This is a genomic window from Streptomyces sp. NBC_00203, from assembly GCF_045206325.1.
GTDB classification, from domain to species: Bacteria; Actinomycetota; Actinomycetes; order Streptomycetales; family Streptomycetaceae; genus Streptomyces; species Streptomyces lutosisoli.
Genome location: NZ_CP108126.1, coordinates 2,413,950 through 2,426,880 on the forward strand (window position 1 = coordinate 2,413,950; position 12,931 = coordinate 2,426,880).

Sequence of the window (12,931 nt, forward strand, 5' to 3'; positions counted from 1 at the left end):
TGTCTTTCAGCACTCATGTGCTTGGAGTAGGCCCATGACGCACTCGTCGTCACGCTTGCGCAGGGGGGCCGTCAGCGTCATGGCGATGGGGACGCTCATGGCGCCGCTCGCAGGCGGAACCGCCTTCGGGGCACCCACGCAGGCGCACACCACGGCCATCGACAGCACGGCCACCGCCGCGGCCTCCGCCGAACCGCCCTCACCGTCCGACTCGCCCGCGACCGGCGTCCGTACGCTCACACCTGCCGTGCAACGGCAACTCGTCGCCGCCGTGCAGCAGGTCATGCAGGAGGCGAACATCCCCGGGGTGACCTTCGGGGTGTGGACGCCCGACCAGGGGACCTACGTCCGGTCGCTCGGGGTCGCCGACAAGGCGACCGGCCAGCCGATGGCGCGGGACATGTACATCCGGATCGGCAGCGAGACCAAGACCTTCACCGTGACGGCGTTGCTGAAGCTGGTCGACGAGGGAAAGATCGGCCTGGACGATCCGATCGGCAAGTACATCGACGGTGTGCCCAACGGAGACAAGATCACACTGCGCAACCTCGCCGGAATGCGCAGCGGACTCTTCAACTACTCCGAGGATCCCGGCTTCTTCAAGGCGCTGACGACCGATCCCCGGGCGCCGTTCACCCCGCAGCAGCTGCTCGACTACTCGTTCAAGCATCCCGTGCTGTTCCAGCCGGGCGAGAAGTTCTACTACTGCAACACCAACCTCATCCTGCTCGGTCTGGTCGTCGAGAAGATCAGCGGTCAGCCGCTTCAGGACTACATCAAGAAGAACGTCCTCACACCGGCCGGACTGAATCACACGGTCTTCCCGACCGACGCGGCGTTCCCGGCCCCGCACCCGCAGGGGTACACGGACCAGACCGCCAGCGGGCAGGTCGAGACCGCGACCGACTGGAACCCCTCCTGGGGCTGGGCGGCAGGCGCGATCATCTCCACTCTGGATGATCTGCGCGTCTGGGCGCCCACGGTGGCCACGGGCGTGTTTCCCAACGGCACCACCATGATCAGCCCCGCCACCCAGAAGCAGCGGCTCACGACGCCCCCGACCGGGATCGCGGGGGCCGGGTACGGCCTCGGCATCTTCAACGTCCAGGGCTGGATCGGCCACAACGGCTCACTGCCGGGCTACGAGACCCTGACCATCTATCTTCCGTCGGCGCGGGCGACCCTCGTCGTGGTGCTGAACACCGACATCAACTACCAGAAGGTCATCGAGCCCAGCACCCTCGTCGGCCAGGCGATCACGAAGATCATCAGCCCACAGCACGTCTTCAACCTGCCCGCACAGCCCGCGGCCCAATGACCGTGGCGGACCGGGTGTTCCCGGCCGTCGACGCGACGACCCGGAACCCCGGTCCCTGCCTGGTCCCTGACTGGTCCCTGCCGCGTGCCTAGCCGATCACCCGTCCGTTCAGCACGACCCTCCGCGGAGCCGCCAGCACCCGTACGTCCGCGCGCGGATCACCCTCGTACACCACGAGGTCCGCGGGTGCCCCCTCCTCAAGGCCGGGCCGTCCCAGCCACCGCCGTGCGCCCCAGGTGGTGGCGGACAGCGCCTCGACGGGCGGGATGCCGGCGGTGACGAGCTCGGCGACCTCGGCGCCGACCAGTCCGTGGGCCAGTGAGCCGCCGGCGTCCGTGCCGACGTAGACGGGGATTCCGGCGTCGTACGCGGCGCGCACGGTGTCGTAGCGCCGCTCGTGCAGCCGTCGCATGTGCGCCGACCAGCGCGGGAACTTCGCCTCCCCGCCGTCCGCGAGCCCCGGGAAGGTCGCGATGTTGACGAGCGTGGGGACGATCGCGACCCCGCGCTCGGCGAACAGCGGGATGGTGTCCTCCGTCAGGCCCGTGGCGTGCTCGACGCAGTCGATGCCCGCCTCGACCAGGTCCCGGAGCGAGTCCTCCGCGAAACAGTGCGCGGTCACCCGCGCGCCCAGCCGGTGCGCCTCGGCGATCGCGGCCTCGACGGCGTCGCGGGGCCAGCAGGCGCCCAGGTCGCCGGTGCCGCGGTCGAGCCAGTCGCCCACCAGCTTGACCCAGCCGTCGCCGCGCCGGGCCTCCTCGGCGACGTGGGCGACCAGGTCCTCCGGCTCGATCTCGTGCGCGTAGTTGCGGATGTAGCGGCGGGTGCGGGCGATGTGGCGGCCCGCGCGGATGATCTTCGGGAGGTCGTCGCGGTCGTCGATCCAGCGGGTGTCGGAGGGCGAGCCCGCGTCCCGGATCAGCAGGGTGCCGGCCTCGCGGTCGGTGAGTGCCTGCTTCTCCGAGACGTCCTCCGCGACCGGGCCGTGGTGGTCGAGCCCGACATGGCAGTGCGCGTCGACGAGGCCGGGCAGCGCCCAGCCCTCGACGGTACGGACGTCACGGGCGCCGGCGGGCCGCTCGTACGCGATTCTCCCGCCGACGACCCACAGTTCGTCCCGGACGTCGTCGGGCCCGACGAGCACCCGTCCCTTCACGTGCAGCACCGCGCGATCGCTCATGCACCGCACCTTAATTCGTGCCGAAGGGCGAGGCGCTACGGCCCCTTTTCGGCCTCTTCCTCCGTCTCCTCCACGTCTGCCATCGCCGGGTCGAGGAGCCGGGACAGGAAGTGGCGGGTGCGCTCGTGGCTCGGGTTGCCGATGACCTGTGCGGGCGTGCCGTGCTCGACGATCACGCCGCCGTCCATGAAGACGACACGGTCGGCGACCTCGCGCGCGAAGGTCATCTCGTGGGTGACGACCATCATCGTCATGCCCTCGTCGGCGAGCCTCCGCATGACGGCGAGTACGTCGCCGACGAGCTCGGGGTCGAGCGCCGAGGTCGGCTCGTCGAAGAGCATCACCTCGGGGCCCATGGCGAGCGCGCGGGCGATCGCGACGCGCTGCTGCTGGCCGCCGGAGAGGGACGAGGGGTACGCGTCCGCCTTCTCGGACAGGCCCACGCGGCGGAGGTTCTCGGCGGCGGTCCGGGCGGCCTCGGCCTTGTCCCGCTTGAGCACCCGACGCTGCGGCAGCGTGAGGTTCTCGGTCACCGACAGATGCGGGAAGAGGTTGAACTGCTGGAAGACCATGCCGATACGGCGGCGCACGGCGTCGATGTCGACGTCCGGGTGCGTGACCTCCGTACCGCCGACGAAGACCTGGCCCTTGGTGGGCTCCTCAAGGAGGTTCACGCACCGCAGGAGGGTCGACTTGCCGGACCCCGAAGGGCCGATGACGCAGACGACCTCGCCCTGTCCGACCTCCAGGTCGATACCGCGCAGGACCTCGTTGTCGCCGAAGGACTTGTGCAGGTCCTTGACCTGGACCTCCGGCGTCTGGGACGTACTCACTTGGTGGCCTCCCCGGCCTTGGCCTCCAGGCGGCGTACGACGAATCCGAGGGGCACGGTGACCAGCAGATAGCACAGGCCCGCGACCAGGATCGGCGTGGAGTTGGCGGTCTGGCTGGCCAAGTCGCGTCCGTACTTGGTGAGTTCGCGCTCCTCCAGGGTGACGCCGAGGAACAGCACCAGCGAGGAGTCCTTGAAGAGGAGGACGAGTTCGTTGGTGAGCGGCGGGATCACGATGCGGAACGCCTGCGGGATGATGATCGAGACCATGGCCCGCGCATGCGAGAAGCCCAGCGAACGGGCCGCCTCCATCTGCCCCTTGGGCACCGCCTGGATGCCCGCGCGGATCGTCTCGGCCATGTATGCGGCCGAGACCAGGCCGAGCGCGAGCGCCACCTTGCCGTACGTTCCGCCGGGGATCTCCGTACCGGGGAAGGCGAGGGGCACGGCGACGCCCACGAAGACGAAGATCAGCAGGGCGGGCAGGCCGCGGAAGATCTCGATGTAGATGCCGGCGACCCAGCGGTACGGGCCCACCGAGGACAGCCGCATCAGGGCGATGACCATGCCGAGCACGAGACCGACGACGAAGCCGGACATCGTGTAGAGCACGGTGTTCTTCAGCGCCAGCGTGATGACGTCCGGGAACATCTGCTTGACCAGGTCCCACTGCGCGAACTGGTTCTTCAGACGCCCCCAGTCGGCCGTGACCGCGAAGGCAATCACGACGGCGACGAAGACGACGTACTGCGCGCCACGTGACAGCGAGCGCTTCTGACGCCGGGTCAATCCTGTTTTGCGGGGCTGGACTTGTGCGTCGGCACCGCTCATGAAGCGGACGGGGAGGCGGCGGCCGCGGACGCGTCGTACGGGCCGATCCACTGCTCGTAGAGCTTCTCGTAGGTGCCGTCGGCCTTCGCGTCCTTGATCGCCTTGTTGATGGCGGCGAGGAGCTTGGTGTTGCCCTTCTTCACCGTGAAGCCGTACTGCTCACCGGTGTTGAGGTTGTCCACCACCGTGAAGGCGTCGGCGTTCGCCTTGTCCTTCAGCCAGCCCTGGACGACCGGGTAGTCGATGATGACGGCCTGCACCTGGCCACTGCGCAGACCGCTGAGGACCGCGTCGGAGGACTCGAAGGAGACCGGGTCGAAGCCCTGCTTCTTCGCGTAGTCCTCGCCGGTCGTCTGCGCCTGGGCACCGAGCTTCTTGCCCTTCGCCTTCACATCGGCGAGGGAGGTGACGCCGCTCTTCTTGTCGACGAGGACGGCCTGGGTGGCGTCGAAGTACGGGTCGGAGAAGTCGACGTTCTTCTTGCGCTCGGGAGTGATCGTCATGCCGGCCGCGGCGAGGTCGCACTGCTCGGAGTTGAGGAACGCGCCTGTCTTGAAGTTCTCGAAGGGCGTGTCGACGATCTCCTGCTTCACGCCGAGGTCCTTGGCCACCAGGTCGATCAGCGACACGTCGAAGCCCTGCACCTTGCCGTCGATCTCCGACTGGAAGGGCGGGTACGGGAGGTGGGTGCAGGTCGTGAGCTGTCCCGCCTTGACCACGGGGACCCCGCTGGCGGTGGCATTGCCCCCTCCGCTGTCCGAGGAGCAGCCGGCCACGAGCAGCAGCCCGGCCGTCGCGGTGGTGGCGGCCAGAATGCGGGTCCGGCGTCCCGGGACTGTGCGCTCGGGGTTCACTAGGGACCTCCTGTGAGGGAACTATGGGTTCCGATTATAAGGAAAGGTTTGACTTCCTCAAATCAATCCGATGGTCACTGGGCCGTCCGGGCTTAGATCCATATCCCGGAGGGGGTCCCGGAGATCGCCGGATACGCTCGGATCCGGGCGCCCGCATGCCGGAGCGCGCCCGCGTACCTGGAACCCGTGAGCGAAGAGAGCACCGCCGTGACCCATCCCTTCCTGGACCTGGCGCCGCTGAGCGCCGCGCACTTCGCGTCGATCGAGGACCGCGTGGCCCGGCTGCTCTCCACCGAGCAGGACGTCGTGATCATGCAAGGGGAAGCGCTGCTCCCCCTTGAGGGGGCGATCCGCGCGACGGCCGGGCCCGGCACGACCGCGCTCAACGTCATCACCGGTCCGTACGGGCAGACCTTCGGGGACTGGCTGCGGGACTGCGGCGCGACCGTGATCGACCTGGCGGTGCCCTTCCACACCGCTGTCACCGCCGCGCAGATCCGCGAGGCCTTCGCCGAGCACCCGTCGATCGACTTCGTGTCGCTCGTGCACGCGGAGGCGGCCACCGGGAACACCAATCCCGTCGCCGAGATCGGTGAGGTGGTACGGGAGCACGGCGCCCTCTTCTACCTGGACGCCGTCGCGTCGATCGGCGCCGAGCCGGTGCTGCCGGACGCGTGGGGTGTCGACCTGTGCGTGATCGGGGCGCAGAAGGCGATGGGTGGGCCCGCCGGGGTGTCGGCGGTGTCCGTGAGCGAGCGGGCGTGGGCGCGGATGTCCGCCAATCCCGCGGCGCCGCGGCGGTCGTACCTGTCGCTGCTGGACTGGAAGGAGCGGTGGGTCGACGGCGGCCGCAAGGCGTTGCTGCACGCTCCGGCGCAGTTGGAGATGCTGGCGCTGGAGGCGTGCGTCGAGCGCATCGAGGGGGAGGGGCTCGACGCGGTGATGGACCGTCATGCCGCTGCCGCGGCGGCCACGCGGGCGGGGGCCGTCGCGCTGGGCGGCGGGCTTGAGCCGTATGTGTACGCCGCGTCCGATGCGGCGCCTGTCGCTACGACGTTGCGGGTGCCAGTGGGGGTTGACGCGGCGTCGGTGGTCGCGAAGGCGGTGGCTGCGGATCCGGGGCTTCCGTTGGTCGCGGGTGGGGGTGCGCTCGCGAACTCGATGATCCGGGTGAACCACTACGGGCCTGACGCTACGCGGGGTGTGGTGCACTCCAGCCTTGCCGGGCTGGGGGCGGCGCTCGGCGAGTTCGGGGTTTCGGTGAATCTGGAGGGGGCGCGGAAGGCTGTGGCGGGGGCGTGGGGCTGAGGCCCGAGCGTTTTTCGCCCCCTCCCCCCGCTAAAAGATTGCGCAGTTCCCCGCGCCCCTAAAAGGGGCGCGGGGAACTGCGCAATCTTTTAATTAGTTCAGCGCAGCTTCCCGTATTCTCCTGCCCGATTTCCTGGCACCTAAACGCTAAGATTTCGCGAACACCAAACAACGTAATTCGGGCAGATCTCGCGGCCATTACGCGGCTGTGACGCACTCCACACTCCGCCCACTTCCTCCCGTATTTTCCGGGCAAAGCTGGAGTTAACGCCGCACAATCGCGCAGCTCCGCGGGCGCGTGATAACACATGAGCGCACCGCGCGTTACCCCGGCCGACGATGCAATTTGAACTTTCCCTCGGTAAATTCAATCCGCATGATCGCCGCACACGCAGACCTGCAAGCGGAATTCCTGGAAATGCCGGAGGGCCTTCGGATCGACCGTCCGGAGGTGGCCGACGGGGCCACGCTCTGGCGTATCGCCAAGGACTCCAGAACCCTCGATCTGAACTCGTCGTACAGCTATCTGCTCTGGTGCCGTGACTTCGCCGGCACGTCGGCGGTGGCACGCGACGCCGAGGGGACGCCCGTCGGTTTTGTCACCGGGTACGTCCGACCCGAGCGCCCGCGCACGCTGCTCGTGTGGCAGGTGGCCGTCGACGGCGCGTACCGCGGACGCGGGCTCGCCGCGGCACTGCTCGACGGGCTGACCGCGCGGGTCGCCGAGGAGAGCGAGCACGCTCCGGACACCGTCGAGACCACGATCACGCCCGGCAACACCGCCTCCGAGCGCCTGTTCACGTCGTACGCACGACGCCACGGCGCGACCGTCGAGCGCGAAGTGCTGTTCCAGGCGGGGCAGTTCCCCGACGGAGCGCACGATCCCGAGGTGCTGTACCGCATCGGTCCCCTCTCCCCTCACACCCCCCTCTCCCGCTGACCCCTCCCGATCTCCTTCTCTCTCCCCCCCACGCTTCGAGGAGCGATTCGCTGTGACCATCACCCAGCCCGACCTGAGCGTCTTCGAGACCCTGGAGTCGGAGGTGCGCAGCTACTGCCGCGGCTGGCCCACCGTCTTCGACCGGGCGCAGGGCAGCCGGATGTACGACGAGGACGGGCACGAGTACCTCGACTTCTTCGCCGGCGCGGGGTCGCTGAACTACGGGCACAACAACCCCGTACTCAAACGGGCCCTCATCGACTACCTGGAGCGCGACGGCGTCACCCACGGGCTCGACATGTCGACGACCGCCAAGCGCGCCTTCCTGGAGACCTTCCAGAATCTCGTCCTGCGGCCGCGTGATCTGCCGTACAAGGTCATGTTCCCGGGGCCGACCGGCACCAACGCCGTGGAGTCCGCGCTGAAGTTGGCGCGGAAGGTGAAGGGGCGCGAGGCGATCGTGTCCTTCACCAACGCCTTCCACGGGATGTCCCTCGGGTCGCTCGCCGTGACCGGCAACGCCTTCAAGCGGGCCGGCGCCGGGATCCCGCTCGTGCACGGCACTCCGATGCCGTTCGACAACTACTTCGACGGACAGGTCCCCGACTTCCTCTGGTTCGAGCGGCTGCTGGAGGACCAGGGGTCGGGGCTCAACCAGCCCGCCGCGGTCATCGTCGAGACCGTGCAGGGCGAAGGCGGCATCAATGTCGCGCGGCCCGAGTGGCTGCGGGCCCTCGCCGACCTGTGCGCGCGGCGCGACCTGCTGCTGATCGTCGATGACATCCAGATGGGCTGCGGGCGGACGGGGGCGTTCTTCTCCTTCGAGGAGGCGGGGATCGTGCCCGACATCGTGACCGTCTCCAAGTCCATCAGCGGGTACGGGCTTCCCATGTCCCTGTGCCTGTTCAAGCCCGAGCTGGACATCTGGGAGCCGGGCGAGCACAACGGCACCTTCCGCGGCAACAACCCGGCGTTCGTGACGGCCACCGCCGCCCTGGAGGCGTACTGGGCCGACGGCTCCGCCATGGAGAAGCAGACCGTCGCCCGCGGTGAGCAGATCGGGCAGGCGCTGATCTCCCTCACCGAGGAGAACCTCGCCGACGTCAAGGAGTACCGGGGCCGGGGGCTCGTCTGGGGCATCGAGTTCAAGGAGAAGGAGCGCGCGGGGCGTGTCGCGCAACGCGCCTTCGAACTCGGGCTGCTCATCGAGACGTCCGGGCCGGAGAGCGAGGTCGTCAAACTCCTCCCGGCGCTCACCATCACCCCGGACGAGCTCGACGAGGGACTGCGCACCCTGGCCCGCGCCATACGCGAAACCGCCTGACCCACACCCGAGCCACAAGAGAGAGGCATCGCACCACCGTGATAGTCCGTTCGTTCAAGGACCTCGAAGGCACCGACCGGCATGTCAGGTCGGCTTCGGGCACCTGGGAGAGCAAGCGCATCGTCCTCGCCAAGGAGAAGGTCGGCTTCTCCTTGCACGAGACGATCCTGTACGCGGGTACGGAGACGTCGATGTGGTACGCGAACCACATCGAGGCCGTCGTGTGCGTCGAGGGCGAGGCCGAGCTCACCGACGACGAGACCGGGCGGAAGTACACGATCACGCCCGGCACCATGTACCTCCTCGACGGGCACGAGAGGCACACCATGCGGATCAAGGAGGACTTCCGCTGCGTCTGCGTCTTCAACCCGCCGGTCACCGGACGGGAGGACCACGACGAGAACGGCGTCTACCCCCTGCTCACCGAACCCGAGAAGGCGTGACACGCACATGACCATCCTCACCGATCTCTACCCCAGCCGCGGCGCCACCGAGGTGTCCGTGCCCCGCCAGGACCCGGTCGTGTGGAGCGCACCGGGCGAGCCGGGACCGATCACGGTGTCCGAGCTCCGGGCGTACGAACGGGACGGCTTCCTCCCCGTCGAGGAGCTCATCACCGAGGACGAAGTCGCCGTGTACCGGCAGGAGTTGGAGCGTCTCCTCGGCGACCCGGCGATCCGCTCCGACGAGCGGTCCATCGTCGAACCGAAGTCGCGGGAGATCCGGTCCGTCTTCGAGGTTCACCGGATCAGCGAGGTCTTCGCCCGCCTCGTCCGGGACGAGCGGGTGGTCGGGCGGGCCCGGCAGATCCTCGGGTCGGACGTGTACGTCCACCAGTCGCGGATCAACGTCAAGCCGGGATTCGGGGCCGGCGGCTTCTACTGGCACTCGGACTTCGAGACCTGGCACGCCGAGGACGGTCTGCCGAACATGCGGACCGTGTCCGTCTCGATCGCGCTGACCGAGAACTACGACACCAACGGCGGCCTCATGATCATGCCGGGGTCGCACAAGACGTTCCTCGGCTGTGCGGGGGCCACACCGAAGGACAACTACAAGCAGTCGCTGCGGATGCAGGACGCGGGCACCCCCTCCGACGAGGCGCTCACCCGCTTCGCCGCCCGGCACGGCATCAAGCTCTTCACGGGCAGGGCCGGTTCGGCGACCTGGTTCGACTGCAATTGCCTGCACGGCTCGGCGGAAAACATCACCCCGTTCCCGCGCAGCAATGTCTTCATCGTGTTCAACAGCGTGGAGAACGCGGCCGTGGAGCCGTTCGCGGCGCCGGTCCGCAGGCCCGAGTTCATTGGAGCGAGGGACTTCACGCCGGTGAAGTAGTCGGCGTGGCCCGGCACTTCACCAGAGTGCCGGGCCTACAGCCACGCCAGTGACGCGGCCCTCTCCAGTACGTCCCTGATCGCGGCGTCGTCCCCCGCCGCGCCCCGGGGCACCTCGTCGGGCGCGTACCGGCCGCCCACCAGCAGGCAGAAGTCAACGGGATCCAGGACGAGTTCGGCCTGTACCGGCTCGTCCTCGGAACCGAGGATCCACTGGGTGTCGGGTTCCGCGCCGGTCACCGTGAAGAGGACCGGTGGTGCCGTGGGGCCCAGGGCCAGGCCGAGGATGCGGACGGCCAGGCGGACGAGTTGGCGCAGGTGGGGGTCCGGGGGTGGGGGCACGGTGAGGCCGAGGGCGCGTCCGATGTCGTCGGTGTGGATCCACGCCTCGAAGGCCCGCACGACGAAGTGGTCGGCGATCGGCAGCCGGACGCCCATCAGCGTGGTGGCGTGCGCGGCCCGTTCGGGATCCCTCGCCTCCGGTGTGGCCAGCAGCGCGCCGGCCTGCGCGCTCCACGCGGCGACGGTCTCCTCGGGCGTCCGCCCCTGCTCGTACGCGATCACGTCGGCGGTCCGCTCGGTCCAGGCGTCCTCCCATCCCGTCCCCTCCGCGATCCGGGACTCTGGCACCCGGGCTGCCAGGCCCAGCCTGCGCGCCAGCGGCTCGTCCGCCGCGATGAGATGCGCGACGGTGGCGTGCACGTCCCAGTCGTGCACGACCGGCGTGCCCCAGGGCCCGGGCCCGTCCAACTCCCGTAGCAGGGCCTGGAGTCCGGCGACGGCGGCGGCGTAGGGAGCGGCGTGCGCGGCCACCCGCGGGGCGGCCGGACGGGCGCGCAGGGCGAGGGCGAGGACGCCGTCGGGGTTGCCCGCGGCGCTGTTGCCCAGGGGCGGCCGGGGGGCGCCGTCCAGGAGTCGTACCGTCTCCCGCAGCCGTTCCGCCTCGGCCGCGCAGGACTCGCATTCCGCCAGGTGCGCGGGGACCGTCCGCTCGTCGGCGGGGGTCAGCGCGCCGAATGCCCAGGCCGCCAGCAGGTCCCGTACGTCGTCGTGGTCGGTGCTCATCACGTGCCGCCCTTCCGGGCCATGGCCGGCATGGTGGCCGCACCTCGCCCCGCTGTGGCCACCATACGCACGCCCGGCCCGGCCGGGGCCACCCGCGGCGTCATCACGCGCCCCTCTCCAGCGCCGGATCCGGTGGGTCGGCCAGGGATTCGGCGAGTTTGCGCAGGGCTGAGCGGAGGCGGGTCTTCGCGGTGCCCTCCGGGATGCCCAGCTCCACCGCGGCCTGGCGGTAGGTGCGGCCCGCGAAGTAGGCGAGGTGGACCACTTCGCGCTGGGGCTGCGGGAGTTCGGCGAGGGCGGTGTGGAGCAGGAGGGAGCGTTCGCGGTCGACCACCGTCTCGTCGGGGCCGGGCCCGGTGTCGGCGATGGCGTGCAGCGCGGAGTCGTCCGCGCGGGCGTCCTTGCGGTGCCGGGCCTCGCTGCGCACCCAGTCCACGGCCCGCCGGTGGGCGAGCATGGACAGCCAGGTGCGCAGCGAACCCCGGCCTGCGTCGAAGGCGTACGGCCTGCTCCACAGCTGCGCGAAGACCTCCTGCGCCACGTCCTCGGCGGCGGCCGGGCTGCGCGTGACCCGTACGGCGACCCGCCGGACCAGCCCGCCGTACACGGCGTACACCTCGGCCAGCGCGGTTTCGTCCCCGTACACCAGCCGCCGATGCAGTTCGGCGTCCGTGAGCGTCGGATCCACCGGCACCACCACCTCGTGGTGCCTTCCTAGCGCCCCGCCGCACCCCGCGCCAGAGGGCCAGGGCGCGTGTCCGGTTCTCAGCCGGACAGGACGTCCAGCAGCCGGTCGACATCCGTGAACGTGTTGTACAGGTGGAAGGCGGCCCTCAAGTTGCCCGCACGGTCCGACACTTCGACACCGGCACGGCTCAAGTCGGGCTGAACATGGCCGAGTTCGGGTACGGAGACGATCGGTGAGCCGGGGGCGGGGATCGGTTCGTGGCCCAGTGCCCGCAGCCCCGCACGGAAGCGGTCGGCGAGGGCGAGGTCGTGGGCGTGAATGTTCTCCACCCCCAACTCCTCGATGAGGGCCAGGGAATGCCGGGCACCCGCGTACGAGAAGAGGCTGGGGCTCTCGTCGAACCGCCGTGCGGAGTGGGCAAGTTCCTCGACCGGGCCGTAGCAGCTGTCCCAGGGCGCCTCCCCCGCGACCCAGCCCGCGAACACCGGGTTGAGCCCGCCGAGGTCCTCCGGAACGACCAGGAAGGCCACGCCCCGCGGGCAGACGAGCCACTTGAAGGCGACGGAGGAGACATAGTCGTACGCGTCCGCCTCCAGGGGGAGCCAGCCGGCCGCCTGGGAGGCGTCGATGTACGTACGGGCCCCGTGCGCCCGCGCGGCCTCACGGATTCCGTCCAGATCGGCGACCCGCCCGTCCGCGGACTGCGCGGCGCTGACCGCGACGAGCGCCGTGCCGGGGCGTACGGACTCGGCGATCCGCTCCAGCGGTACGGCGCGGACCTTGAGGTCGCCGCGGACGTGGAAGGGGGTCACGACGGAGCTGAAGTCCGCCTCGGCGGTGAGGACTTCGGCGCCCTGCGGCAGCGAGGCGGCGATCAGCCCGCTGTACACGGCGACCGAGGCCCCGGCCGCCACCCGGCGTCCGGGAACCCCTACCAACCGCGCGAACGACGCCCGCGCCGCCTCGACGTCCGCGAACATGTCGGCCGGCTGCCCGGCGGCGACGGACTCGACGGCGGTGCGCATGGCGGCCACCGCGCGGGCCGGCAGGAGCCCGGTGCTCGCGGTGTTCAGATAGGTGTTCTTCGGGGCGAACTCGGCACGTACGAGGGTCTCGAAGGTCTCCATGGGACCACTCTGCGGCCCCATGAACCCCCCGTCCATTGCGGAATTTTACGTGGTTCCGCTAAGGAACACTTATACGTGCGCCCCGACCTGCGCTTTCACCGCTTCTCACCACTTCACCGCTGATGTC

13 protein-coding genes are annotated in these 12,931 nt (G+C 69.6%); 6 read left to right on the forward strand and 7 right to left on the reverse strand.

Annotation, left to right across the window (positions count from 1 at the left end):
• The first annotated feature begins 34 nt into the window (after positions 1 to 34).
• Positions 35 to 1,318 (forward strand): serine hydrolase domain-containing protein, encoded by a 1,284-nt coding sequence (locus tag OG975_RS11140; RefSeq protein ID WP_406328964.1) that lies wholly within the window; start codon positions 35 to 37, stop codon positions 1,316 to 1,318.
• An 88-nt stretch (positions 1,319 to 1,406) separates the two neighbouring features.
• Here OG975_RS11140 and OG975_RS11145 read toward each other — a convergent pair whose 3' ends face one another.
• The 4 genes from OG975_RS11145 to OG975_RS11160 are packed head-to-tail and all read right to left on the reverse strand — an operon-like array spanning position 1,407 to position 5,015.
• Positions 1,407 to 2,498, reverse strand: coding sequence for an amidohydrolase family protein (locus OG975_RS11145; RefSeq protein WP_406328965.1), 1,092 nt, complete (start codon positions 2,496 to 2,498; stop codon positions 1,407 to 1,409).
• Positions 2,499 to 2,533: 35 nt separating this feature from the next.
• Entirely contained in the window at positions 2,534 to 3,331 is a 798-nt protein-coding gene (locus OG975_RS11150; RefSeq protein ID WP_406328966.1) for an amino acid ABC transporter ATP-binding protein, read from the reverse strand.
• The gene (locus tag OG975_RS11155; protein WP_406328967.1) at positions 3,328 to 4,161 is read right to left on the reverse strand and encodes an amino acid ABC transporter permease; all 834 of its coding nucleotides are present in this window, start codon (positions 4,159 to 4,161) and stop codon (positions 3,328 to 3,330) included. Before OG975_RS11155 ends, OG975_RS11150 begins: the two co-directional genes overlap by 4 nt.
• The gene (locus OG975_RS11160; protein ID WP_406328968.1) at positions 4,158 to 5,015 is read right to left on the reverse strand and encodes a transporter substrate-binding domain-containing protein; all 858 of its coding nucleotides are present in this window, start codon (positions 5,013 to 5,015) and stop codon (positions 4,158 to 4,160) included. The genes OG975_RS11155 and OG975_RS11160 overlap by 4 nt, the downstream gene beginning before the upstream one ends.
• 186 nt (positions 5,016 to 5,201) lie before the next feature.
• Here OG975_RS11160 and OG975_RS11165 point away from each other — a divergent pair, with 186 nt between their 5' ends.
• The 5 genes from OG975_RS11165 (at position 5,202) to thpD (ending at position 9,925) form a co-directional block, all read left to right on the forward strand.
• A complete protein-coding gene (locus OG975_RS11165; RefSeq protein WP_406328969.1) occupies positions 5,202 to 6,323 on the forward strand; it encodes a pyridoxal-phosphate-dependent aminotransferase family protein in 1,122 nt (373 codons plus the stop codon).
• Between the two features lie 376 nt (positions 6,324 to 6,699).
• Positions 6,700 to 7,263 carry a diaminobutyrate acetyltransferase gene (gene ectA / locus OG975_RS11170; protein WP_406328970.1) on the forward strand — a complete coding sequence of 188 codons (564 nt, stop codon included), beginning with the start codon at positions 6,700 to 6,702 and terminating at the stop codon, positions 7,261 to 7,263.
• A gap of 52 nt (positions 7,264 to 7,315) precedes the next feature.
• Complete coding sequence (ectB, locus tag OG975_RS11175; protein ID WP_406328971.1) at positions 7,316 to 8,587, forward strand: diaminobutyrate--2-oxoglutarate transaminase; 1,272 nt, start codon at positions 7,316 to 7,318, stop codon at positions 8,585 to 8,587.
• 38 nt (positions 8,588 to 8,625) lie between these two features.
• Complete coding sequence (locus tag OG975_RS11180; protein WP_406328972.1) at positions 8,626 to 9,030, forward strand: ectoine synthase; 405 nt, start codon at positions 8,626 to 8,628, stop codon at positions 9,028 to 9,030.
• Between the two features lie 7 nt (positions 9,031 to 9,037).
• Positions 9,038 to 9,925, forward strand: a complete 888-nt coding sequence (gene thpD, locus OG975_RS11185; protein ID WP_406328973.1) for an ectoine hydroxylase — start codon at positions 9,038 to 9,040, stop codon at positions 9,923 to 9,925.
• 35 nt (positions 9,926 to 9,960) lie between these two features.
• Here the strand turns inward: thpD and OG975_RS11190 are convergent, their stop codons facing one another.
• From OG975_RS11190 to OG975_RS11200, 3 genes are all read right to left on the reverse strand, one after another.
• Positions 9,961 to 10,989, reverse strand: a complete 1,029-nt coding sequence (locus OG975_RS11190) for a maleylpyruvate isomerase family mycothiol-dependent enzyme (protein ID WP_406328974.1) — start codon at positions 10,987 to 10,989, stop codon at positions 9,961 to 9,963.
• A 103-nt stretch (positions 10,990 to 11,092) separates the two neighbouring features.
• Positions 11,093 to 11,689 (reverse strand): sigma-70 family RNA polymerase sigma factor, encoded by a 597-nt coding sequence (locus OG975_RS11195; protein WP_330303653.1) that lies wholly within the window; start codon positions 11,687 to 11,689, stop codon positions 11,093 to 11,095.
• A gap of 65 nt (positions 11,690 to 11,754) precedes the next feature.
• Complete coding sequence (locus tag OG975_RS11200) at positions 11,755 to 12,804, reverse strand: aminotransferase class V-fold PLP-dependent enzyme (protein ID WP_406328975.1); 1,050 nt, start codon at positions 12,802 to 12,804, stop codon at positions 11,755 to 11,757.
• Between the last annotated feature and the right edge of the window lie 127 nt (positions 12,805 to 12,931).

Bases quoted from the DNA above. Each gene is read 5' to 3' on its own strand.
- ectA (WP_406328970.1), top strand. From the start codon at position 6,700: ATGATCGCCGCACACGCAGACCTGCAAGCGGAATTCCTGGAAATGCCG.
- OG975_RS11200 (WP_406328975.1), bottom strand. From the start codon at position 12,804: ATGGAGACCTTCGAGACCCTCGTACGTGCCGAGTTCGCCCCGAAGAAC.
- OG975_RS11155 (WP_406328967.1), bottom strand. From the start codon at position 4,161: ATGAGCGGTGCCGACGCACAAGTCCAGCCCCGCAAAACAGGATTGACC.
- OG975_RS11190 (WP_406328974.1), bottom strand. From the start codon at position 10,989: ATGAGCACCGACCACGACGACGTACGGGACCTGCTGGCGGCCTGGGCA.
- OG975_RS11140 (WP_406328964.1), top strand. From the start codon at position 35: ATGACGCACTCGTCGTCACGCTTGCGCAGGGGGGCCGTCAGCGTCATG.
- OG975_RS11145 (WP_406328965.1), bottom strand. From the start codon at position 2,498: ATGAGCGATCGCGCGGTGCTGCACGTGAAGGGACGGGTGCTCGTCGGG.
- thpD (WP_406328973.1), top strand. From the start codon at position 9,038: ATGACCATCCTCACCGATCTCTACCCCAGCCGCGGCGCCACCGAGGTG.